At 61.4% G+C, this 22,182-nt stretch carries 17 protein-coding genes; 5 read left to right on the forward strand and 12 right to left on the reverse strand.

Annotated features, from left to right (window positions below):
• The first annotated feature begins 61 nt into the window (after positions 1 to 61).
• Positions 62 to 1,405, forward strand: a complete 1,344-nt coding sequence (locus ODJ80_RS10735; RefSeq protein ID WP_178863161.1) for a NosD domain-containing protein — start codon at positions 62 to 64, stop codon at positions 1,403 to 1,405.
• A 75-nt stretch (positions 1,406 to 1,480) separates the two neighbouring features.
• Here the strand turns inward: ODJ80_RS10735 and ODJ80_RS10740 are convergent, their stop codons facing one another.
• Positions 1,481 to 4,129 carry a calcium-translocating P-type ATPase, PMCA-type gene (locus tag ODJ80_RS10740; RefSeq protein WP_263042070.1) on the reverse strand — a complete coding sequence of 883 codons (2,649 nt, stop codon included), beginning with the start codon at positions 4,127 to 4,129 and terminating at the stop codon, positions 1,481 to 1,483.
• Positions 4,130 to 4,542: 413 nt separating this feature from the next.
• On the opposite strand from ODJ80_RS10740, the gene ODJ80_RS10745 reads away from it, so the two are divergent.
• The 3 genes from ODJ80_RS10745 (at position 4,543) to ODJ80_RS10755 (ending at position 6,634) form a co-directional block, all read left to right on the forward strand.
• Positions 4,543 to 5,940 carry an MATE family efflux transporter gene (locus ODJ80_RS10745; protein ID WP_263042071.1) on the forward strand — a complete coding sequence of 466 codons (1,398 nt, stop codon included), beginning with the start codon at positions 4,543 to 4,545 and terminating at the stop codon, positions 5,938 to 5,940.
• Positions 5,941 to 6,030: 90 nt separating this feature from the next.
• Positions 6,031 to 6,285: a Smr/MutS family protein gene (locus ODJ80_RS10750; RefSeq protein ID WP_263042072.1), complete on the forward strand. Its 255-nt coding sequence runs from the start codon at positions 6,031 to 6,033 to the stop codon at positions 6,283 to 6,285.
• Positions 6,286 to 6,307: 22 nt separating this feature from the next.
• The gene (locus ODJ80_RS10755; RefSeq protein WP_263042073.1) at positions 6,308 to 6,634 is read left to right on the forward strand and encodes a nucleoside triphosphate pyrophosphohydrolase family protein; all 327 of its coding nucleotides are present in this window, start codon (positions 6,308 to 6,310) and stop codon (positions 6,632 to 6,634) included.
• Positions 6,635 to 6,690: 56 nt separating this feature from the next.
• Here ODJ80_RS10755 and ODJ80_RS10760 read toward each other — a convergent pair whose 3' ends face one another.
• The 9 genes from ODJ80_RS10760 to ODJ80_RS10800 form a co-directional block, all read right to left on the reverse strand.
• Positions 6,691 to 7,530, reverse strand: a complete 840-nt coding sequence (locus tag ODJ80_RS10760) for a M15 family metallopeptidase (protein WP_442863914.1) — start codon at positions 7,528 to 7,530, stop codon at positions 6,691 to 6,693.
• A gap of 152 nt (positions 7,531 to 7,682) precedes the next feature.
• Entirely contained in the window at positions 7,683 to 8,528 is an 846-nt protein-coding gene (locus ODJ80_RS10765; RefSeq protein WP_263042075.1) for a hypothetical protein, read from the reverse strand.
• 137 nt (positions 8,529 to 8,665) lie between these two features.
• Positions 8,666 to 9,979 (reverse strand): L-cysteine desulfidase family protein, encoded by a 1,314-nt coding sequence (locus ODJ80_RS10770; RefSeq protein WP_442863915.1) that lies wholly within the window; start codon positions 9,977 to 9,979, stop codon positions 8,666 to 8,668.
• A gap of 2 nt (positions 9,980 to 9,981) precedes the next feature.
• Positions 9,982 to 10,698, reverse strand: a complete 717-nt coding sequence (locus ODJ80_RS10775; RefSeq protein ID WP_263042077.1) for an HAD family hydrolase — start codon at positions 10,696 to 10,698, stop codon at positions 9,982 to 9,984.
• An 81-nt stretch (positions 10,699 to 10,779) separates the two neighbouring features.
• Positions 10,780 to 12,552: an ABC transporter ATP-binding protein gene (locus ODJ80_RS10780; protein WP_178863147.1), complete on the reverse strand. Its 1,773-nt coding sequence runs from the start codon at positions 12,550 to 12,552 to the stop codon at positions 10,780 to 10,782.
• The gene (locus tag ODJ80_RS10785) at positions 12,553 to 14,298 is read right to left on the reverse strand and encodes an ABC transporter ATP-binding protein (RefSeq protein WP_263042078.1); all 1,746 of its coding nucleotides are present in this window, start codon (positions 14,296 to 14,298) and stop codon (positions 12,553 to 12,555) included.
• A gap of 224 nt (positions 14,299 to 14,522) precedes the next feature.
• Positions 14,523 to 16,259 (reverse strand): ABC transporter ATP-binding protein, encoded by a 1,737-nt coding sequence (locus ODJ80_RS10790; RefSeq protein WP_263042079.1) that lies wholly within the window; start codon positions 16,257 to 16,259, stop codon positions 14,523 to 14,525.
• 229 nt (positions 16,260 to 16,488) lie between these two features.
• A complete protein-coding gene (locus ODJ80_RS10795; RefSeq protein ID WP_263042080.1) occupies positions 16,489 to 17,217 on the reverse strand; it encodes a hypothetical protein in 729 nt (242 codons plus the stop codon).
• A 24-nt stretch (positions 17,218 to 17,241) separates the two neighbouring features.
• Positions 17,242 to 17,703, reverse strand: a complete 462-nt coding sequence (locus ODJ80_RS10800; protein WP_263042081.1) for a methylated-DNA--[protein]-cysteine S-methyltransferase — start codon at positions 17,701 to 17,703, stop codon at positions 17,242 to 17,244.
• A gap of 163 nt (positions 17,704 to 17,866) precedes the next feature.
• Between ODJ80_RS10800 and ODJ80_RS10805 the strand changes: the two genes are divergently transcribed.
• Complete coding sequence (locus ODJ80_RS10805) at positions 17,867 to 21,016, forward strand: UvrD-helicase domain-containing protein (protein WP_263042082.1); 3,150 nt, start codon at positions 17,867 to 17,869, stop codon at positions 21,014 to 21,016.
• Positions 21,017 to 21,263: 247 nt separating this feature from the next.
• Here ODJ80_RS10805 and ODJ80_RS10810 read toward each other — a convergent pair whose 3' ends face one another.
• Both ODJ80_RS10810 and yfcE read right to left on the reverse strand, forming a co-directional pair.
• Positions 21,264 to 21,542 (reverse strand): GNAT family N-acetyltransferase, encoded by a 279-nt coding sequence (locus ODJ80_RS10810; protein WP_178863135.1) that lies wholly within the window; start codon positions 21,540 to 21,542, stop codon positions 21,264 to 21,266.
• Between the two features lie 30 nt (positions 21,543 to 21,572).
• Positions 21,573 to 22,115, reverse strand: coding sequence for a phosphodiesterase (gene yfcE / locus ODJ80_RS10815; protein WP_263042083.1), 543 nt, complete (start codon positions 22,113 to 22,115; stop codon positions 21,573 to 21,575).
• Positions 22,116 to 22,182 lie beyond the last annotated feature (67 nt).

The following is a 22,182-nucleotide window of genomic DNA, read 5'->3' on the forward strand; positions in this document are numbered from 1 at the left end:
GACGGAAACGGATATATTATATTTGATTTGAGTAAATTTCATTCTAAAGGCGGGATGTCCTGTGGGGAATTATTACGACGTGACACAGTGGCCTATTGGAAATGCGCAGGAAGACATAGGCCAGGTCATTAATAGTATTTTGGAAGATCTAAAAGCCCATCAAAGCCAGACGGATTTCCATGAAGGGGGAAAGCCCGGGGCAGTGATCTACCTCCCGCCTGGAGATTATCACCTGCGCACCCAGGTGGTCATTGATCGCAGCTATGTTAAAATTATGGGCTCGGGCCATGGCTTTGTGTCTTCCAGCATCCGGTATAATCTTCCCAGGGAACAGTGGCCCAGTCTGCATGAGATGTGGCCGGGAGGGAGCCGTGTGCTAGTGGACCTGGTTCCCGACCCGGGGGATGAAACCTCTGGGGCGGCATTTTATATCAACCGGGAGGGCGACCCCCGCATCAGTTCGGTGGAATTTGAGAACTTCTGCATTGACGGCCTGCACTTTGTAGAGGATGGCGGCCGGGATGATCCGGAAAACACCTATGTTAACGGGAAGACGGGAATTTATGTGGCAAGCGCCCAAGATTCGTTCCGATTAAACGGGATGGGTATGGTTTATTTGGAACATGGGGTGGTTATCTACCATGCGGACGCGCTGAGCATCCATGACAATTTCATCGCGGAGTGTGGGAGCTGCATCGAGTTGCGGGGTTGGGGCCAGGCCAGCAAGGTGACAGAAAACCTGCTGGGCGCAGGCTACAAGGGGTATTCTATCTATGCCCAGAACTTTGGGGGGCTTCTTGTCTCCTCAAACAATGTGTTTCCCCGGGGGAAAAGCAGCGTCCACCTGTCTGGGGTGGCCCGCTCCTCAATTACAGGAAACCGCTTCCATTCGTTTTATCCAGGCATGTTGGAAATGGACAGCAACTGCGCGGAAAACCTGGTCTCCAGCAACCATTTCTACCGTTCCCGGGAACCTTGGCCCCCCATGCAAAGCCATGATAACGGCCTGGATGACGCCTATGGCCTGGTCCATATAGAGGGGTTCCACAATTCTTTGATTGGGAACCATTTTTCCGAGGTCATAGACCAGGAGTATATCCGCCCCCAAGGGGTTCGCCCAGTAATTGTCCGCGTTGCCTCTGGCTATGGAAACTACATTGCTTCCAACTATATGGTGGGTGTGACAGAATCCGCCCCCGCGCCTGCCGGCAAGGAGGACTCCTGTTATTCTGCTCAGGTGGGGGCCATGTTGAGCATTGCCAACGCGCAGCCGGTACCCTTGGTTACAGTCCAGGTGGACGCCCAGGCGGGGGACAATATTGTGTTGGACTCCGGCCGGGAGGACCAGGTGGTTTTGGATCGGACAGAGAACGCGTTCCGGCCTACCCCTGCCCCGGGCAGGTAAAAAAGAAAAGCCGCGGCTGCTCCTTTGGAGAGGCCGCGGCTTTTGCGGTTTGCAAGCTGTCTTATGGTCTTTGTGTTAATGCCGGTGCCGCACCAGCCCAATGGCTTTGGCCAGCTCCATCACGGGCAGGGGAACCAAAATCAGCCCCAGGCCCACCAGGTATAGCCAGGCGGGCAGCAGCACCAGCCCAAAAGCGATGCGCACCGGGGTGAACAGCACCAGGCACACCAGCGCCAGGCTCAGCAGGGCGGCGCCATTCAGCTTCTTATTGGAGAAGGGGCCGATGGCGAAGAGAGAGCGCTGGCTGCGCATGTTGAAGGATTGAACAATCTGGGTCAGGGCCAGCACCATAAAGGCCATGGTCTGGCCGGCCTCCAGGCTGCCGCCGTAGCGCTGGCCCAGCACAAAGGCCGCCAGGGTTAAAAGGGCGAACATACAGCCCTGCAGTACCACCTGAATGCCCAGTCCGTGGGCAAAGATGCCCTCGCTCTTAGGCTTGGGCTTGTGGTCCATCACGTCGGCCTCCACCGCTTCCATGCCCAGAGAGATGGCGGGCAGACTGTCCGTCACCAGGTTGATCCACAAAAGCTGCATGGAGAGCAGGGGCGTCTTGTGCCACAGGATCATGGCAAAGAACACGGTGAGCACCTCGCCGATATTGGTGCCCAGAAGGAAGCCCACCACCTTCTTGATGTTGGCGTAGATGCCACGGCCTTCCCGGACAGCGTCCACAATGGTGGCGAAGTTGTCGTCGGTGAGGGTCATGTCCGCGGCGCCCTTGGCCACGTCGGTGCCGGTGATGCCCATGGCGCAGCCGATGTCCGCGGCCTTCAGGGCAGGGGCGTCGTTGACGCCGTCGCCGGTCATAGAGACCACCTGGCCCTTGCGCTGCCAGGCCTTGACAATGCGGATCTTGTTCTCCGGGGAAACCCGGGCGTACACGGAGATGTGCTCCACCTCCTGGTCCAGCTGTTCCTCCGTCATGGCGTCCAGCTGGGCGCCGGTGATGGCCTTGTCTCCGTCCTCCAGAATGCCAAGCTCTTTGGCGATGGCGGAGGCCGTCACCACATGGTCGCCGGTGATCATCACAGGCTTGATGCCGGCCTGGCGGCAGGTGGCCACAGCGGCCTTTGCCTCGGGACGGGGCGGGTCAATCATGCCCACCAGGCCCAAAAGGGTCAGGCCGTTTTCCAGCTCCTCGCTGGTGGGATCCTCCGGCGCCTCCTCCAGGATTTTATAGCCCACCGCCAGCACCCGCAGGGCGCCGCGGCTCATCTCGTCATTTTTCTCCTTGGCGGCTTCCAGGTCGCCAGAGACGCACCGGGCGGCCATCATGTCGAAAGCGCCCTTGACAATGGCCACGATCTTCCCGTCGATTTGGTTGACAGAGGTCATCAGCTTCCGGTCAGAGTCAAAGGGCAGCTCCGCCAGCCGGGGATACTGCCGGTTCAGCTCGTCCTGCTCCATGCCGTTTTTGTGGGCCGCCACCAGGATGGAGGTCTCGGTGGGGTCGCCGATGTGCTGCTCGGTGCCGTCCTCTTTGTAGACCACAGAGCCGTCGCAGCACAGGGCGCCGTAGCGCAGCAGTTCCCGGGCGGCCGGGGTGTTGGAGGCGGAAACCGTCTCAAGTTCCGGCTCTCCGTTTACCCACAGCTTTACCAGGGTCATGCGGTTCTGGGTCAGGGTGCCGGTCTTGTCCGAGCAGATTACCGAGGCGCTGCCCAGGGTTTCCACCGCGGGCAGGCGGCGGATCAGGGCGTTTTTCCGCACCATCCGCTGCACGCCGATGGCCAGCACGATGGTGACAATGGCGGGCAGGCCCTCAGGGATGGCGGAAACCGCCAGAGAGACGGCGGTCATAAAGATTTCCAGCACGTTGATGCCGCCCGCCAGCCCCACCACAAAAATGACCGCGCAGGCTGCCAGGGCCACAAAGCCCAGGTATTTTCCCAGCTGGGCCAGCTTCTGCTGCAGGGGGGTCTGGCCCTCCTCTTCCCCTTCCAGCAGGCCGGCGATTTTGCCCATCTCTGTGTTCATCCCTGTCCCAGTGACCACCGCCGTGGCAGTTCCATATGTGACAGAGCAGCCGGAGAACACCATGTTGCTTCGGTCGCCCAAGGGGGCTTTCTCCTCCACAAGGGCGGCGGCGTCCTTTTCGCTGGGGACGCTTTCGCCGGTGAGGGCGGACTCCTCGCTCTTTAAGCTGACGCTTTTCAGCAGCCGGGCGTCCGCGGGGATGAAGTCCCCGGCCTCCAAGCGGATGACGTCGCCGGGCACCAGCTGGGCGGCGTCGATGACCTGTTCTTTCCCATCCCGAAGGACCCGGGCATGGGGGGCGGACATGTTTTTCAGGGCATCCAGGGCTTTTTCCGCCTTGGCCTCCTGCACCATGCCCAGCACGGCGTTGAGCACAACGATCAGCAGGATGAGCAGCGGCTCAAAGAACTCCATGGGGTCGTGGCCAAAGCAGGCCACCACAAAGCTCACTGCCGCGGCCAGCAGCAAAATGATGATCATGGCGTCCTTGAACTGCTCTAAAAAGCGCTGCAGGTTGGTCTTTTTCTTCTTTTCAGCCAGTTTGTTTTCCCCATATTGCCCAAGGCGCTGTTGGGCCTCCTGGCTGGAGAGGCCCGCCTCTAACGAGGTGCGCAGTTCCTTGAGCAGGTCCGCTTGGGGTGTGTTGTGAGGGGTCAAACGAGATTCCTCCTTACTTTTTTCTGTCAAGAGATCCAGGTGGGTGTTTTCTGGCTAGAAGGGGGCGCCGCTGGGGGCGGAGAACCCGCCCGCCGATCTCTCCCACAGGCCGCCTGAAAAACAGACTGTCCCAGAGCAGGGGCGCAAAAAAGGCGCTGCGCGGCCCACTCCAGGACGGGTGTAAGGGGAGATTCAATTGAGATGCCTCCTCGCTGAGTCAGTATTCTCATTATACCAGGCCCACCGAAAAAGTCCACAAAAATAGAGAAAATTTACAAATCGTTTATTTCTTTTTTGAGAGGGCCTCTTTAGCAGGGGTGAGCATGGGTAAAGGGGATATATGCCCTTTGCGCATGTTGTGGGATTCTTACCAGGTATTGGACAGGGGCGGGGCTGCCCCGGTATAATAAGTGTGAAAAATTCGTTGGGGGCGTGGAGAAAGGATGCAGCCGTTCAAAGGCATATGGAGCAGGCTTTTGGAGCCCGGTCAGCAGGTGGAAGAGGGGCAGAAGCTGTTCTCCAACTCGGACCTGAAAAAACTGATTGTGCCGCTGTTCGTGGAGCAGCTGTTGGCCATGCTGGTGGGCATTGCCGACACGCTGATGGTCAGCTATGCGGGAGAGGCCGCTGTGTCCGGCGTTTCCCTGGTGAACATGCTGAACATCTTTTTCATTTTTCTGTTCACGGCCCTGGCCTCCGGCGGGGCGGTGGTGGTCAGCCAGTATATCGGCAGCAGGGACCGGAAGAACAGCAGCCTGGCCGCAGGGCAGCTGTACCTGCTCTCCCTTCTGTTTTCCCTGGCGTGCATGGGGGCGACCCTGCTGTGGGACCGTCCCCTGCTGGGGCTGCTCTTTGGGCAGGTGGAGCCGGACGTGATGCAGGCCGGCCTGGTCTATCTACGCATCTCCGCTTATTCCTATCCGGCCCTGGCCCTGTACAACGCCGGCGCGGCCCTGTACCGCAGCATGAACAAGACCAAGGTGACCATGCATGTCTCCCTGGTGATGAACGCCATCAACGTGGTGGGAAACGCTATCGGCATTTTTGTCCTTCACGCGGGGGTGGCTGGCGTGGCCTGGCCTTCTACGATCTCCCGGGTATTTGCGGCCGTGGCCATGACGGTGCTTTGCTTTTGGGGGAAAAATCCCGCTGCCCTCACTTGGGGCGGCCTCTTCACCTGGAACAGCAGCATGGTGCGCAGGCTGTTGGGCATCGCTGTGCCCAACTCCATCGAGAACGGCCTGTTCCAGCTGGCGAAAGTGGCGTTAAGCTCCATCACCGCCATGTTTGGCACCGTGCAGATCGCCGCCAATGGCGTGGCCCAGAGCATTTGGTCTTTGGCGGCGCTGGTGGGGTCTGCCATGGGCCCCGCTTTCATCACTGTGGTGGGACAGTGCATGGGCGCGGGGGACGTGGACGCCGCAGATTACTACATGAGAAAGCTTACCCGGCTGACCTTTTTCATCTCCATCGCCTGGAACGCCTTGGTGCTTTTGGCCACCCCGGTGATGCTCCTGTTCTATGACCTCTCCCCCGAAGCCAAAAACTTGGTGCTTTGGCTGGTGGTGATCCACAATATCTTCAACGCCGTGGCCTATCCCATCTCCGGCCCCTTTTCCAACGGGCTGCGTGCCGCCGGAGATGTGAAGTTTACCATGTATATTTCCCTGTTTTCCACCCTTGTGGTGCGGGTGGCCCTGTCTGTCCTGATGGGGGTGTGGCTGCACCTGGGGGTCATCGGCATTGCCCTGGCCATGGCGGGGGACTGGTGCGTCAAGGCGGTTATCCTGCTGCTGCGCTACAAAGGCGGCAGATGGAAAGCCTTCCGTGTGCTGGAATGAGGCTTGCATTTCCCGCACCGCCCGGCTATACTGAAAAGAGAAAAGCGGCTGCCCGCTGGGGCGGCCTTTCCTGCTGGGAGGAGGGTTTGAATGCGTTTTCAACGCCAGGGCAGCTTGGCCACGGTGGACCTTCATGGAGTTTACGAGCGGGACGCCAGGGATCTTCTTGCCGGCTGGCTGAACACCGCCCCCGCGGAGGTCACAGAGCTGCGGGTGATCCACGGCTACCAGCGGGGGACTGCGCTGCGGGATATGCTGCGCGGCGGCTTTTCCCATCCGCGGGTTCGGGCCGTTCTTCCCAGCCTGAATCCGGGGGAGACGCGGCTGATCTTGAAAAAGCCTTAGGAAAGAGGGAGGTTGCCGCTTTATGACGGTCAACGAATATCAAAAAATGGCCATGGCCACCCTAAATCCAGCGCTTGCCAAAAAGGATGTGCTCATCAATGGGGTCATGGGCCTGTGCGGCGAGGCAGGGGAGGCCATCGACGTGGTGAAAAAGCATTTGGCCCAGGGCCATCTGCTGGACCGGGAGCACCTGATCCAGGAGCTGGGGGACGTCGCCTGGTATCTGGCGGAAACAGCCACTGCGCTGGATGTGGACCTGGAAGAGGTCTTTTCCCGGAACATTGAAAAGCTCAGGCGCCGCTACCCCCAGGGGTTTGCGGCCCAGCGCTCCCTGGAGAGGGAGGAGTGAGCGCCCCGGATCAGAGGCATAAGAAAAAGAGGCTGGCAGGGACCAACCTCTTTTTCTTATGCCTGCCCCAAATATTCCTCCAGACAGAGGCCCTGGGACATGATTTCTTGGGCGGCTTCCACCCCGACATAGCGGTAGTGCCAGGGCTCATACCCTACGCCGGTCAGGCTCTGCTTGTCCCTTGGGTAGCGGAGGATAAAGCCATATTCCTGGCAGTGGGCCATCAGCCATTGCTGCTCGGGGGTGTTTTCCTGCTCTTCCTCCAGAACCTGGTAATCTGCCGACACAATGTCGGCCGCTAAACCGAGCTGGTGTTCGCTGGTTCCCGCGGGCACCACCCAACGAGAGGCCTCTTCCTCGGCGGAAGCCGGGGAATAGCCCTGGGACAAAAGCCGGTTCACTTTGTTTTGATGAAGGGCCTCCTGTTCCTCCCAGGTGCGGAAGGAGGAGCAGACCACGGGAGAAAGGCCCTGGGCTTCCATATCGGACACCATTTGAGAGAGCGCGGAGGCAGCCCGGCTGTCAAGCTGGCCCTCTGCCGCCTCTGCGGTCTCCACGGAAAAATCCCGGGGAAGGGGGTTGTCCTTGTTCACCAAGCGAAGGTTCCAGGGAAGCTCCTCCGGCAAAGGGATCTCATCCTGGCCGGTTTGGGGGGAGGCCGTTTCCAGGTCCACACCTGGCTGTTCGCTTTCAGAGGCGCTGTTGGCGCTTGCGGCAGGGGGCGGGGAAGAGGGTGGGGTTTCCCCGCTGGCTGCCGCGGTTCCCAACCGCGAGCTGAAGAGCATGAAAGCCAGCACGCAGGCTGCAGCGGCCAGGCCCGCCAGCAGGTCGTGAAAAGCGCGGTTTTTCCGGCCGCGGCGCCGGGCAGGCTGGGGTTCCGGTGGGTTCATAGGCATTCCCTCCTTTTGGGTTTTGCAATACAGACGGGGGAGAAGGGTGGGATTCTTACAAAATCCTACCGTTTCCTCGCGCGGCCCTATCCATTAGACGGATGGGATGAAAAATGGAAAGAAAGGGCGGGGAAATTTTTCCCCGCCCTTGTTGCGGCTCATGGCTCATACCGGGTGATGCACTCCATTTCATAGCTGTAAGCCGCCAGTTCCTCCCAGCTGAGAAAGCGGTCCCAGCTGATGAGGCAGTGTTCGTAATCCCGGTTACACTCCACCACAGTGATGCCCTCTTCGGCCACCGTCAGCACAGTCATGGAGTGTTCCGTCAGTTCCAGCCGGATGTGGTCTCCCACCCGCAGCTGGGTGTAGTCGGTAAAGGTGGAAACAGGGGCGTCCTCCCCAAAGACCAAATCGCTGAGCAGCGCCGCAAAGCCCAAACACTGCTCCATGGGCTCAAACTGGGGGAACAGCTCCTGGATGCCCCCGGTGTAACTGTTGCAGTAGGTGTCCCAATACAGGTCGTGATCGCAGGGAATGTCCGTCACGGTGAACTCATCCCATTCCTCCAGACCCATGTGGTTCCAATAGGAGCCATCGGGGAAGGTGTCCCGCAGGCTCTCCAGGGTGGCGGCAGCCTCCTCCTCGGTGATGGGCTGGGGCTCCTCATAGCAGGAGAAGGCAAGTCCCACGGCCCCTTGGGAGCTCTCCTCCAGGGCGCTTTCCACAGCGGAGGAAGCCGAGGAAAGCGCCTCCTTCTCCCGCGATGCCGCTTGGAGCGCGCTTTCCTCCGCCTCGCTTTCCTCCTCTTGGGCGCTTTCCAAAAGGGCGTCCTCTTGGACAGGGGCGGAGCTGTCCCCGGTGCCCAGCTCCATCACCCCCAGCACCAGGCAGAATGCCAGCAGCAGGGAGGATATCCCCATCAGCGCGGGGATGTGCCAACTCCGGTTGGGCCAGACGCGGCGGAAATGGATCACCGGCCTTTTGGGACGCCGTAAACGAAACATCGTGGTGAAAGACCCCTTTCCATACACAGGGAAAGGGACCGCCCTTCCCCTTTTTTCTACCTTATAGACATAGAATAAAGGCCTTTTGTGACAGTTCGGTGAGGAAACCGCCCCGCGGAAGGATTTTTTCAAAAAAGTCAGCAGCGGGTGGTCATAATGTCCAGGATTTCCCGGTCAGTTTCCCGCATGCCTTGGGTGGCAAGCAGGCCAATATTGTGGATAGTTTCCTCCACGCCTTTGGAGATAATGCCGTCCCCGCCCCGGAACTGCTGCCCCTGCTGGTACATGGTGAAGCCCAGAATGCCCGCGTCCACCGCCGAGGCGATCTTCGCCGCGCAGGAAGCCTTGGCCCCGTCGCACACCATGCCAGAGACCACCGCCAGGGAGTTGACAATGGTGTGGGAAACGTCTTTCAGCAGGGCTTCCTCGGGTTTATCCTTCCCATACAGGTAGGCGATGCCCGCCCCGCTGCCGCACCCGGCGCTGACGGCCCCGCAATAGGCGGAAAGCCGGCCGATTTCTGCCTTCAGGTGGATGGTGATGAGGTCGGAAACCAGCAGCGCCCGGTACAAAGTCTCCTGGTCCGTTCCCAGCTCCTTGGCGTATTCAATCACTGGGAGAGAAGCGGTAAGCCCCTGGTTCCCGCTGCCAGAGACAATGACCACCGGCAGGCCGCAGCCGTTCATCCGGGCGTCGGACCCGGCGGCAGCCATGGCCTTGGCCCGGATCTTCACATCGTCCCCATAGGCGGAGAGCAGCACCTGGCCGATATTGGCGCCGTAATCCCCCCGCAGGCCCTCTTGGGCGATGGCGGTATTAAAGCGGATCTGCCGGGAAAGGGTCTCCTCCACATCTGAGAGGTCCGCTTCCCGGGCGAATTCCAGGATGCCCCGCACGGAGAGCACGGATTTGTCTGTCAGCCCTTCCTCGGCGGCGGCTTGGACGGGCAGGTCCTTGAGGACAGCCCCGTTTTTCTCAATGCGGACAATGTGGGTGTGGTAGTTGGCAATGCGCACCAGGGCGCTGTCCTCCCCGGCCCAAGCCCGGACCAGGATGTCGAAAATCAGCGGGGAGTCCGCCAGTTTTACGGTGATGGGTGTATGGGCCAGGTATTCCCGAATGCGGGCCTGTTCCGCCTCTCCTATTTGAGAGAGGACCTCTAAGTCTAGAGAGGGGTCCCCGGCGGCCATGCCCGCGGCCGCGGCGGCAGGAATGCCCCGCAGGCCTCCTGTGCCCGGCACAAACACGCTTTTCACATTTTTAATGATATTCCCGCTGGCCTCCACTTCCATCCGCTCTGCGGGCCGGCCCAAGGTTTCCCGCAGCACGGCTGCGGCATAGGCGATGGCGATGGGCTCGGTGCAGCCCATGGCGGGCACCAGCTCTTCCTTGAGAATGTTTACATAGTCCTGATAGCTTACGGCGTCCATGGCAGGATCCCCCTTTTTCATTTTTATGCCAGCAGCTCCAGAATGCCGGAGATGGTTTGAATGGAGGCCATGCCGGGCGGGCACTCCTCCGCGCCGGGCTTGGCAGTGATGAGCACCGGCTGGATGCCCGCGGCCTGGGCGCCCTGCAGGTTTTTCACCCCGTCGTCAATGAAAGCGCACTCCTCCGGGGGGAGGCCCATCTTTGCCAGGGCGTCCTCATACATCCGGTGGTCGGGCTTAAAGCAGCCCAGCTCAAAGCTGAAGGTGAAACAGTCGAAATAGGGCGTCAGGCCAAAGGCGTCCAAAACAGGCCGGATGGAGGGCCAGGTGTCCGAGATGACGCCCAGCTTGTAGCGGCCGCGCAGGGCCTGCAGGGTGGAAAGGGCATCCTGAAAGATCCCAAAGGTGTGCTGGGGCTGATAGACCTTTTCCAGGGCGGCCACCTCGATATTCTGCCGGGTGATGCCCAGTTCAGGGAGCAGCCGGGCAAGCTCCCCATAAAAGTGGAGGTACTGGTCGTATTCCTCCTCCCGGGTGGAGAGCCTGTGCCGGGGGAGGAAGTAGTCGTTGGCGGCCTTTCGGGCGGCGGCCACCCGCTCCGGCGGCAGGGAGGAGCAGGCCTCCCAGTGGAACAGCTTCATGGCGGATTCCGTCAGTTCCCAGTCTCCGCTGAGAGGATAGACCAGCGTCCAGCCCAGATCGAAAAACAGGCCTTTGACAGGCTTTGGCAAAGTTTGCACAGCGCATCCCTCTTTTCCAAAAAAATACCGGCTTCTGGGACTATTTTCCCACGGAAGCCGGTATTTGTCAAATTGTGTCTCTCACTGGAATTGGGAGTTGTACAAAGAGGCATAGAAGCCGTTTCGGGCCATCAGGTCCTGATGGGTGCCCTGCTCCACAATGTCCCCATCCCGCACCACCAAAATGCGGTCCGCGTTTTGGATGGTGGACAGCCGGTGGGCAATGACAAAGCAGGTCTTATCCTTCATCAATTCCCGCATGGCGGCCTGAATCTGGATCTCCGTGCGGGTGTCCACGTTGGAGGTGGCCTCGTCCAAAATCAGCATCCGGGCGTCCAGCAGCATGGCCCGGGCAATGGTGAGCAGCTGCTTTTGCCCCTGGGAGATATTCATGCCGTTTTCATCCAGAATGGTGTCGTACCCCTTGGGAAGCCCCATGATGTAGCGGTGGATGTGGGCAGCCTTGGCGGCCTTTTGCACATCCTCCAGGGTGGCGCCCTTTTTGCCGTAGGCCAGGTTTTCAAAGATGGTGCCGGTGAACAGCCAGGTGTCCTGCAGCACCATGGCGTAGGAAAGCCGCAGGCTCTTCCGGGTGATCTGCTGGATGTTCCGGCCATCCAGGGTGATGGCCCCGGAGTCCGGGTCGTAAAAGCGCATCAGCAGGTTGATGAGGGTGGTCTTGCCCGCGCCAGTGGGCCCCACAATGGCGGTCAGGCTCCCCTTGGGGGCAGTGAAGCTCAGGTTGTGGATGATGGTTTTCCCCGGGTCATAGCCGAACCGCACATGGTCCATGGCCACCTCCCCCTCCACCTGGTCGATGGAAACGGCGTTGGGGGCATCGGCGGGCTCGGGCTCCTCGTCGATGAGGCGGAACACCCGCTCGGCCGCGGCGCAGGCGGACTGCAGCTCGCTGAGGATGTTGGCGGCCTCGTTGATGGGGCCGGAGAACCGGCGGGAGTACAGCACAAAGGAGGACAGGTTGCCGATGGACAGGTGCCCCCACAAGAACAGAATGGCCCCAAAGATGCTGACAAAGGCCAGGGACAGGTTGTTGATAAAGTTGACGGAGGGGCCGGTCATGCCTCCGTAATAGTCGGCGTTGTAATAGGCGTCCACCGCGGCCTTGTTCCGCTGGTCAAAGCGGGAGATCATGGTCTCTTCCTGGTGATAGGCCTTGGTGGTCTTCTGCCCGGTGATGATCTCCTCCACAAAGCCGTTCATCTCCCCCAGCTTTACGGAGCGCTGGTGGAACAGGGGCCGCACCTTCTTGGTCATGTACCGGGTGAAGAGGATGGACATGGGGATGGTGATGACAAACACCAGTACCAGGGTGGGGGAAATGACAACCATCATGATGAGAGAGCCCAGCACGGTGATGACGCTGGCGGCGATTTGCAGCAGGTCGTTGGAGAGGGAGGCGTTCACCGTGTCAATGTCATAGGAGATGCGGCTGACAATATCGCCGGTCTGGGTGCCGTCAAAATACCGCACCGGCAGCTGGGTCAGCCGGTCGAAGACCTGCTGGCGCATCTGGAATACAATCCGCTGGCTCAGCTGGATCATCAAAATGGAGAGGATATAGGAGAGCAGGGAGCTGACCGCGTAAAAGACAATCATCAGCCCACAGAAGAAAAACACGGTGGGAAAGTCCGCCTGGCCGGGCTCCATGCCGATGGCGTCGATAGCCTCGCCGGAGAGCATGGGCCCCAGCAGCGCCAGCAGGTTGCTGGAGACGGTCAGCAGCACAGCGGCCAGGGCCATCCACTTGTGGGCGTAGATGTAGGTCCAAAGGCGCAAAAGCACTTTTTTCCGGTCCTTGGGCTTTTCAATGGGCCCTCTGGGTCCTTTGGGCATTTAGACCACCTCCTTTTCGCGGGCTTCAGGGTCCGCATCCTGGCTGTATCCCATTTGGGATTTGGCGATCTCCTGATACACCTGGCAGGAGCGCAGCAGCTCTTCATGGGTGCCGTAGCCCAGCTCTTTGCCCTCTTCCAGCACCAGAATATGGTCGGCGTGCAGGATGGAGCTGACCCGCTGGGCGATGATGATGGTGGTGATGCCCCGGTATTCCTCCCGCAGGGCCTTCCGCAGGGCGGCGTCTGTGCGGTAGTCCAGGGCGGAGGAGGAGTCGTCCAGAATTAAAATTTCCGGGGAGCCCGCCAAGGCCCGGGCCACCAAAACCCGCTGCTTCTGGCCGCCGCTGAGGTTGGTGCCCTTGCTGGTGAGCATGTGGCCAAAGCCGTCGGGCAGGGCAGAGATGAACTCCAGGGCCTGGGCGCACCGGGCGGCCTTCTCAATCTCCTGGGGGGGCAGGTTCCGGCCGAAGTCGATGTTCTCATAGATGCTGTCCGCAAAGAGCACGTCGTTTTGGAATACCACGCCGAACTTCTGGTGGAGCTCCTCCAGGGGGATGGAGGAGAGCCTGCGCCCTCCAATCTGGATTAGGCCGGAGTCCGCGTCATACAGGCGCATGAGCAGGGACATCAAAGTGGACTTGCCACAGCCGGTGGCGCCAATAATGCCCAAGGTCTCGCCGGGCTTTAAGCAGAAGGAGATGTCCTCCACACTGGGTTCGTTCTTGTTGTAGGAGAAGGAAACGTGGTCGAATACCACATGATAGGGGGAATCCTCCGGCTCCTCCGGGTGGACGGCCAGGTCCTCCGGGGTGTCCAGCACCTCTTGAATGCGGGCGCCGGAGGCAATGCCCTTGGAGCACATGACGAAGATGCGGGTGACGGCCATCATGGCGTTGAGGATGATGGTGAAGTAGCTCAGAAAGGCGATGATGTTCCCCGCAGAGCTGACCCCCGCGTTGACACGGTAGGCGCCCACAACGATAACCAGGGTCAGTCCCACGTTAAGCAGCAGGTTCATCATGGGGTTGGTCAGGGCCATGGTGATGCCCGCCTTTTTTTCCCGGCGGACCACCTCGCCGTTGACCTTGGCAAAGCGTTCCCGCTCGTACTCTGTCTTTGAAAGGGCTTTGATGACCCGGATTCCGGAGATGTTCTCCCGCACGGTGCGGACCATGGCGTCCACCCCTTGCTGCAGGCCGACATACAGGGGAATGCCCCGCTTGGACACGCAGAACACCAGCACCGCCAGGAAGGGCAGGGTGCACACCAGCACCAGGGTGAGCACGGGGTCCAGGGTCAGGGTGATGAGGATGCCGCCCACCAGCAGGATGGGCGCCCGCACCCCCATGCGCTGCATCATGCCGATCATCTGGTGGACGTTGTAGGTGTCGCTGGTCAGGCGGGACTCCAGAGAGGGGATGGAATAGCTGTCGATCTGAGAGCAGGACAGGTAGGAGATTTTGGCGAACAGGTCGTGGCGCAGGGCCTGGGTGGTGTGCTGGGCCACCCAGGCGGCCATACGGTTTGCCACAATGTTGGTCACCAGGGCCATGACAGCGGCCAGAATCATGGCGCCGCCCCAGAGGAGGATCAGCCCCATGTCCCGCAGGGGGACGATGTCGTCCACCAGGTAGGAAAGAATCCAGGGCAGCAGCAGTTCCATGACCGCCCCCACAAATTTAATGAAGATTCCCAGGCTCATCCGTGGGATGAAGGGTTTGATGTAGTGCAGGATCACATGCATGGGTGTTCATCCTTTCGCGCCGACGGCCTCCAGCGGGCCGTGGTTTTCATTCTTCTCTCAGAGCTTTATCATATCACAAATTAGTTGAAGCTGCAACTATACAAAGGGGATTTTTACAGTTTTTTTAGGAAACCTTCTTCGATTTCCCGCGGGTTTCCATAAAAAATAGAGGGAGCAAAGCCCCCTCCGAAGTTTGGATTGTGGATTTTTCCGCTCCCATCGGCTCATACCTGGAAGCTGGCCTCATAAAGCTTGGCGTACACCCCGCCCTGAGCCATCAGGCTTTGGTGGGTGCCCTCCTCGCAGATGCCGTTTTCGTCCAGCACCAGGATCCGCTGTGCCCCTTGGATGGTGGACAGCCGGTGGGCAATGACCAGGGTGGTGCGGTGTTTTGCCAGATCCTCCAGGGACCGCTGGACCACCTGTTCGCTTTGAGAGTCCAGAGCACTGGTGGCCTCGTCCAGAATGAGGATGGGCGGGTCCTTCAAAAAGGCCCGGGCAATGGAGAGCCGCTGGCGCTGTCCCCCGGAGAGCTTCACGCCCCGGGGCCCGATGTCCGTGTCATAGCCCTGGGGGAGCTTTTCGATGAACTCCTCCGCCCCAGCTTGGCGGGCGGCGGCCTTGATCTCTTCCAGCGTGGCCCCCGGCCTGCCGTAGGCGATATTTTCCGCCACCGAGCCGGTAAACAGGGCCACGTCCTGCTGGACCAGCCCCACGTTTCTCCGCAGGGAGCGCAGGGTGGCCTGTTTGACAGGCACGCCGTCGATGGCGACCTCCCCGGCCTCCACGTCGTAGAACCGGGGGATCAGAGAGCAAAGGGTGGTCTTTCCCACGCCGGAGGCCCCCACCAGCGCCACATATTCCCCCGCGCGGATGGTCAGGTTCAGGTCCTGGAACACGGCGTTCCCCTCCCCATAACGGAACCGCACATGGGAAAAGCGGATGTCTCCCTTCACCCGGGGCAGGTCCCGGGCGCCGGGGGCATTCTGGATCTCCGGCACGGTTTCCAGCAGCTCCACATAGCGGCGAAAGCCGGTACGCCCCTCTTGGATGAGCCGGGAGGTGTTTACCAGGCTTTGGATGGGCTGGGTGAAGTAGCCGACATACAGCAGGAACACCACCAGCTCCGAAAGGGCCAGAGACCCCTGGAGGATGGAGAGCCCGCCGAACACCACCACCGCAATGGGGATGAGGCTGGCAAAGGCGTCCATGCCGCCCCAGCAGAGGGCCTCGCCCCGGTAGCTGGCCCGGCGGCTCTTGAGGAATTTTTCGTTGAGGCGGTGGAACTTGGCCGCCTCGATCTCCTCGTTGCAGAAGGACTGCACCATGCGGATGGCGGAAAGGGTGTCCTCCGCCTGGGCGTTGATCTCCCCCATGTCCTCCCGGCCCTGCCGCAGGGCGCTGGCCATCTTCTTGTTGAAATAGAGGGTGTAGGCCAGCATAAAGGGCAGAAAGGCCAGGATAACCAAAGTCATCCGCCAGTGGATGTTCCACAGGATGAGGCAGGCTCCCAAAAGCTTGATAGAGTTTACCAGGATGTCCTCGGGGACATGGTGGAAAAACTCCGCCAGGGAGAGGGAATCGTTGGTCAGGCGGCTCATCAGGTCCCCGATGGGGTGGGTGTCAAAATAGGAGAAGGACAGGCGCTGGCAGTGGCGGAAGAGCTGGGCCCGCATGTCCCGCTCCATTTTGGCGCCGATGGAGTGGCCTTGATAGTCCATAAAATAGCTGCACAGCGCCTGGATGAGCACCAGCGCCAGCAGCAGGGCCCCCACCCGCAGGATTTTCCCCGGCGCGCTGCCCAGATCCCCGGTGAGGACGTTTTCTGTGATGTACCCCGCCCCCAGGGGCAGAACCAGCCCGATGGCCGCGGCAGTGAGGGAGCACAGCAGGTCGGCGGCGAACAGCCCCTTATAGGGCTTGTAGAATGACAAGAGCTGTTTGATTGTATGGGTCTTCAAAAAGAGTTCCTCCTCGCGATGTGGGGAGGGCGGCCCTTAACGAGCGGTTTCCCTCCCGGTGATGGAATGGGTCAGGAAAACGGATCTTTTTAACATAAGCGATACATCCTTTCTTTTCCGCCCCGCAGGGCGTGGTCTTCCCCTACTTTAGCATGTCCGCAGTGCCTTGGCAAGGCGCATTTTGCACAGAAAAAAGCCGGAGGGTTTGCTCCCTCCGGCGGAAAGGTTTTCAGGTGTACAACGTCATCCCCCACAGGTAGCCGATGAGCAGGAGAACGGGCACCAGCACCCACTCCACTTTCATCATGGCCAGGTAGAAGTCGCTGGGTTCCGGGTCCCGCACCGAGAGAAAGTGGTTCAGCTTAAACCAGGCCATGGGGAAGGCCACGGTCAAGTTCAGCAGCCCCGCCAGCACGCTGATAAAGAAAAACCACTGCCAGCTTCCCCGGTAGTGGACATTGTCCCCGGCGGCCAGCCGGGCCAAGCTGGTAAAGGGGGTGGAGAACAAGGTGGTCTGGCTCTCTCCTGCCGTCTCTGCGGTGATGGTGAGGCCGTCGTCGGTGGCGGGGGCTCCGGTCCCGTCCAGCAGGGGCAGGTTCGGCCCGGCGTAGAAACACTCCAGCACCAGGGCCCCGTCCCCGCCGGTGATGGCGAGGGGCCGGCCGTAGGGACCCTCCTCCTCCCCAAAGGCAAAGCCGTACTTCTCGGAAAAGCCGCCAAATTGCAGCAGAAACACGCCCCCGTCCTCCTGGGGCTCGAAGATCAGCACGCCGGGCACGCCGTGGAGCTCCCCCTGGTAGAGGACAGTGTCCCCCGCCGGTTGGGCGGGGAAGAACTCCCCGGCGATGAAGGCCCCCGGCCGGGTGAATTGAAAAAGGTACACCCCCAGGAAGATCACGAAGAGGGCCCCCGTCGCTAAAAGCGAACCCACCTGCAGTTTGGTGCGTTTTTCCTCCATAAAATCCCCTCCTTAAAAGCTTCCTCAATGGTTGCGCTTCTCTAAATCCAGCAGGAAGCGCTTGTTCTCCAGGCCGCCGCCATAGCCGGTCAGGCTGCCGCCCGCCCCCACCACCCGGTGGCAGGGCACGATGATGGAGATGGGGTTGTTGTGGTTGGCCATGCCCACCGCCCGGCAGGCTTTGGGCTTGCCGATGGCCTGGGCGATCTCCCCATAGGTGCGCACTTCCCCGTAGGGGATGGCCTGCAGGGCCTGCCACACCTGCATTTGGAACGCCGTGCCACGAAGGCAAAGGGGCAGGTCAAATTCCCGGCGCTGCCCGGCAAAGTACTCCCGCAGCTGGCGGGCGGCCTCCTCCAGCAGGGCAGTGGGGCCCGCCTCCCCTGGCCGGGACAGGCGGCCGAAGTACAGACCGGTCAGGGCGCCCTCCTCTTCCGTCAAAGTCAAGTCTCCCACAGGAGAGCCAATGTGCCAGACGTGTTCCAAAGCGCTCCCCCTCCTTTCTGCTATCAGTATAGCAAACCGGGAGGGATTTGCAAGGAGTTTCCCCGCGGGGCGTGTAAATTCTTTCCACGTTATGCGTCTCTGCGTTGCGCCAGGGGGAAAAACAGCCTATAATGGAAGAAATTGTCGTGAAAGGGGACCCGCCATGTATTTTGCCGACCTGCACATCCACTCCCGCTATTCCCGCGCCACCAGCAAAGAGGGGGACCTGCCCCACTTGGACCTGTGGGCCAGAAAGAAAGGCATTGCCCTGGTGGGCACCGGGGATTTTACCCATCCGGCCTGGCGGCAGGAGATGGAGGAACAGCTTCTGCCTGCGGAAGAGGGGCTCTACCGGTTAAAGGAGGAGTTCCGCCTGCCCTGCGGCGTGGCCGGCCAGCCGGCGGAGCCCCGGTTTGTGGTCAGCGGGGAGATCAGCTCTATCTACAAGCAGGGGGACAGGACCCGGAAGGTGCACAATGTGATCTTGCTCCCCAGCCTGGAGGCGGCGGAGGAGCTCTCCCGCCGGCTGGAGCAGATCGGCAATATCCACTCCGACGGCCGCCCCATCCTGGGCCTTTCCAGCCGCGACCTGCTGGAGATCACCCTGGAGGCCTGCCCCCAGGCGGTGTTCCTCCCCGCCCACATCTGGACGCCCCACTTCTCCCTGTTCGGGGCCTTTTCCGGGTTCGACACCCTAGAGGAGTGCTTTGGGGACTTGACGCCCCACATCCACGCGGTGGAGACGGGGCTTTCCTCCGACCCGCCCATGAACTGGCGGGTGTCCCAGCTGGACGGGCTGCAGCTGGTGTCCCATTCCGACGCCCACTCCCCCCAGAAGCTGGGCCGGGAGGCGGACATGCTGGACACAGAGCTCTCCTACCCCGCCCTAAAGCACGCCCTGGACACCGGCGAGGGCCTTGTGGGCACGGTGGAGTTCTTCCCGGAGGAGGGCAAATACCATTTGGATGGCCACCGCAGCTGCGGCGTGCGGCTGTCTCCTGGGGAGAGCGCTGCCCTGGGGGACCGGTGCCCTGTGTGCGGCAAGCGGCTGACCATCGGGGTGGAGCACCGGGTGGAGGAGCTGGCGGACCGCCTGCCCGGCATGCCCTGCCCCCATTCCAACCCCTTTGAGAGCCTGGTCCCCCTGCCAGAGGTCATCGCCAACGCCACCGGCCGCTCCGAGGCCAGCAAGCGCACCCAGGCCCTCTATGAGGAGCTGCTCGCAGCCCTGGGGCAGGAGTTCGCCATCCTGCGGGAGGTGCCCATTGAGGCCATCGGCTCCGCCGCGGGCCCGGCGGTGGGGGAGGCGGTCCGCCGCCTGCGGGCCGGGGAAGTGGTCCGGGAGGCGGGCTACGACGGAGTCTACGGCAAGGTGCGGCTGCTCACAGTGGAGGAAGTGGAGGCTTTCAACGGCCAGGTGAGCCTGTTCGGCCCCGTTGCCGTGCCCCGCGCTCCCCGGGCCAAGAAACGGCCCGTGGAGAAGGCGGCGCCTCCGCGGGAAGAGGAGGCCCCTCCCGTGCCCCAGGCCGGCTTGGACGATTCCCAGCGCCAGGCGGTGGAGACCCAGGCCCGCCGGGTGGCGGTGGTGGCGGGCCCCGGCGCGGGAAAGACACGCACCCTCACCGCCCGGGTGGCTCACCTGCTGGATAGCGGCGTGAAGCCGGAGGAGGTCACCGTGGTGACCTTCACCCGCCGGGCCGCTCAAGAGCTGAAGGAGCGCCTGGAGGACCTGGTGGGGAAGGGTGCCGCGCAGGGAATGGCGGTGGGCACCTTCCACGCCCTGTGCCGGGAGCTGCTGGGCCGCCCGCCCCTGCTCTCTCAGGGGGAGGCGCTGGCCCTGGCGGAGGGCCTTCTAAAAGAGCGGGACAGCCGCCTTTCCCCCAAAAAGCTGCTGGGCTGGGTGTCCCAGGTGAAAAATGGGGTGGTTTCCCCGGAGGGCCCGGAGGAGGAAGCCTTGTTCGCGGCCTATGAGCAGGGCCTGAAGGACCTGGGCGTCACAGACTTCGACGGCCTGTTGAACCGGGCCCTGGCGGTGAAAGAGCTGCCCCCCAAGGCACGGCGTCCGTTCTCCCACCTGCTGGTGGACGAGTTCCAGGATGTGAACGCCCTGCAATATGATCTGGTGCTCCAGTGGAGCCGGGAGGGCAGCCTGTTTGTCATCGGTGACCCGGACCAGTCTATCTATGGCTTCCGGGGGGCGGTGGGTGACTGCTTTCAGCGGCTGGGAGAGGACTTCCCAGACCTGGTGACCCTGCGCCTGGCCCGGAACTACCGTTCCTCCCCGCAAGTGCTGGGCTGCGCCCTGCCGGTGATCTCGCAGAACCCTGGGGAGCCCCGTCGCTTGGAGGCCATGGGCAAACCGGGCCTGCCTGTGCGGTGGGTCCACGCCCCGGACGAGCTCTCCCAGGGGGTGTTCCTGGCCAAGGAGATCGGCCGCATGGCGGGAGGTCTGGGCATGGTGGAGGCCCAGGGGGATCGGGAGAACCTCCGCTCCTTCTCGGAGATGGCCGTGCTGTGCCGCACCCACCGCCAGGCGGAGATGGTGGAGCGCTGCCTGCGCCACGACAGCATCCCCTGCGTGGTGTGGGGCCGGGAGGACTTCCTGCAGGATAAGAAGATCCGGGGGCTGCTGGGATTTCTGGGCACTTGCTGGGACTTTCGGGACACTGCCTCCCTGAAGGCCTGCCTGACCCTGCTGTGGAGCTGTTCCCCAGAGACTGTGGAGCGGGCCCGGGCTGCCTGCTCCCGTGCGGAGAGCGTGGAGGCGCTTTCCACCCTGCTGGAAGGGGAGGCCGCGCTGCGGCCCTGGCTGGAACGGCTGGAACGCTATTGCGCCCCGGCTCAGCGGGAAAAGCCCCTCTCCCTGCTGAAGCTGTGGGAGCAGGAGGAGGGCGGCGGAGAGCCCCTGGAAAAGCTGAAGAACATGGCGGTGTTTTACTCCAGCCTGGGAGATTTTTTACAGGACCTCTCCCAGGGGGAGGAGGGGGACCTGCGCCGGGCCGGGGGCAAGGGCTACCGCTCCGGGGCCGTGCAGGTGATGACCCTCCACGCCGCCAAGGGCCTGGAGTTCCCCGTGGTGTTCCTAGCGGGGGCCAGCCGGGGCGTCATCCCCTTGGAATCCCCCGGCCGGGAGAACGACCCCCAGGAGGAGCGCCGCCTCTTCTATGTGGGCATGACCCGGGCCAAAGAGGAGCTGGTGCTCCTCTCCTGGGGGGAGGCCTCTCCCTTCCTGGGGGATATCCCCTCCCAGCAGCTCCAGCAGGAGACGGTGCCCTTGAAGGAGCGGCCGGCGGAGCAGCTCTCCCTGTTTTAAAGCGGCTTCCAGCAAGGAAACGCCCCGGACGTGTTTTCCCGCGTCCGGGGCGTTTTTCTGAAAAAGAAAAGGCCGCCAAACGGCAGCCTTTTCAGGGAGGAAGAATGAAGTTTATTGAAAAAGCTCCCGGCGTCCTGCCGGGAAGGGCTTGTTTTCCCTTTTGACAAGTCCCAGTATACCGGCGGGATATGACCAGGCTGTGAACGAGGATAAAACACTTTTTGAAGCCTTTTTTAAAAAATTTGTTTTACCGGGAGGCCAGCAGGTCCTTTTCCTCGGGATGCTTTTCAAACCACTGGGCCGCGTACCAGCAGGAGGTCTTCGCCTTTTTTCCCTGAGAGCGCAGCTGGTCCACGGCGGCCCGCACCAGCTTTCCTGCCACGCCCTGGCCCCGCAGGCTTTCATCCACAAAGGTGTGGTCAATGTCCGCCACACCCTCCGCCACGGTGGGGAAGGTGATCTCTGCCAACAGTTTGCCGTTCTCGTCTTGGGCGAAAATGCGCCCCTCGCTCTTTTGAAATTCCATGGGGACAGCTCCTTTCCAAAGGTTTAAGGTTTACAGCACCAGCTGGTCATATTCCACGCCCTCCAAATCCTTCCAGGCAAAGACGCCGTTTTCCAGCGTCATATAGCTGTGGGGGCTGTTTTCCTTGGGAAGGGAGACGCTGCCCGGGTTTAGATACCAGAAGCCCAGGCGGCTGTCCTTGGCGGGCACATGGGTGTGGCCGTGGAGGAGCACGTCCCCCGGCTGCAGCAGGGGCGGGGTCTCCAGGTTATAGTGGTGGCCGTGGGTGGCGAAGATGACATGGCCCTTCTGTTCCAGCAGGCAATAATCCGCCAGCACCGGGAAGGGCAGCACCATCTGGTCCACCTCGGCTTCGCAGTTGCCCCGCACGCAGAAGACCTTTTCCTTTACCCCGCTGAGCTGGGCGATGACCTCCTTGGGGGCGTAGCCCTGGGGCAGGTCGTTGCGGGGGCCGTGATAGAGCAGGTCTCCCAGCAGCAGCAGCCGCTGGGCGCCCTCCCGCACAAAGGCTTGCAGCATTTTTTCACAGTATAAGGCAGAGCCGTGAATATCCGAAGCGATCATCCATTTCATGGGACGCACATCCTCTCTTTCCCGCAGGGGGAATCGTTTTAAATTATTGTAGCACATCTGCGGGGGA

This window comes from Acutalibacter sp. LFL-21, assembly GCF_025630755.1.
GTDB lineage: Bacteria > Bacillota > Clostridia > Oscillospirales > Acutalibacteraceae > Acutalibacter > Acutalibacter stercoravium.

What these genes read in the sequence shown, in the direction of transcription:
- ODJ80_RS10750 (WP_263042072.1), top strand. Translation starts at nt 6,031, where the DNA reads ATGCGTTTTCAACGCCAGGGCAGCTTGGCCACGGTGGACCTTCATGGA.
- ODJ80_RS10810 (WP_178863135.1), bottom strand. Translation starts at nt 21,542, where the DNA reads ATGGAATTTCAAAAGAGCGAGGGGCGCATTTTCGCCCAAGACGAGAAC.
- ODJ80_RS10785 (WP_263042078.1), bottom strand. Translation starts at nt 14,298, where the DNA reads ATGCATGTGATCCTGCACTACATCAAACCCTTCATCCCACGGATGAGC.
- ODJ80_RS10780 (WP_178863147.1), bottom strand. Translation starts at nt 12,552, where the DNA reads ATGCCCAAAGGACCCAGAGGGCCCATTGAAAAGCCCAAGGACCGGAAA.
- yfcE (WP_263042083.1), bottom strand. Translation starts at nt 22,115, where the DNA reads ATGAAATGGATGATCGCTTCGGATATTCACGGCTCTGCCTTATACTGT.
- ODJ80_RS10795 (WP_263042080.1), bottom strand. Translation starts at nt 17,217, where the DNA reads ATGGAGGAAAAACGCACCAAACTGCAGGTGGGTTCGCTTTTAGCGACG.
- ODJ80_RS10805 (WP_263042082.1), top strand. Translation starts at nt 17,867, where the DNA reads ATGTATTTTGCCGACCTGCACATCCACTCCCGCTATTCCCGCGCCACC.
- ODJ80_RS10745 (WP_263042071.1), top strand. Translation starts at nt 4,543, where the DNA reads ATGCAGCCGTTCAAAGGCATATGGAGCAGGCTTTTGGAGCCCGGTCAG.
- ODJ80_RS10770 (WP_442863915.1), bottom strand. Translation starts at nt 9,979, where the DNA reads ATGAAAAAGGGGGATCCTGCCATGGACGCCGTAAGCTATCAGGACTAT.
- ODJ80_RS10760 (WP_442863914.1), bottom strand. Translation starts at nt 7,530, where the DNA reads ATGCCTATGAACCCACCGGAACCCCAGCCTGCCCGGCGCCGCGGCCGG.
- ODJ80_RS10755 (WP_263042073.1), top strand. Translation starts at nt 6,308, where the DNA reads ATGACGGTCAACGAATATCAAAAAATGGCCATGGCCACCCTAAATCCA.
- ODJ80_RS10765 (WP_263042075.1), bottom strand. Translation starts at nt 8,528, where the DNA reads ATGTTTCGTTTACGGCGTCCCAAAAGGCCGGTGATCCATTTCCGCCGC.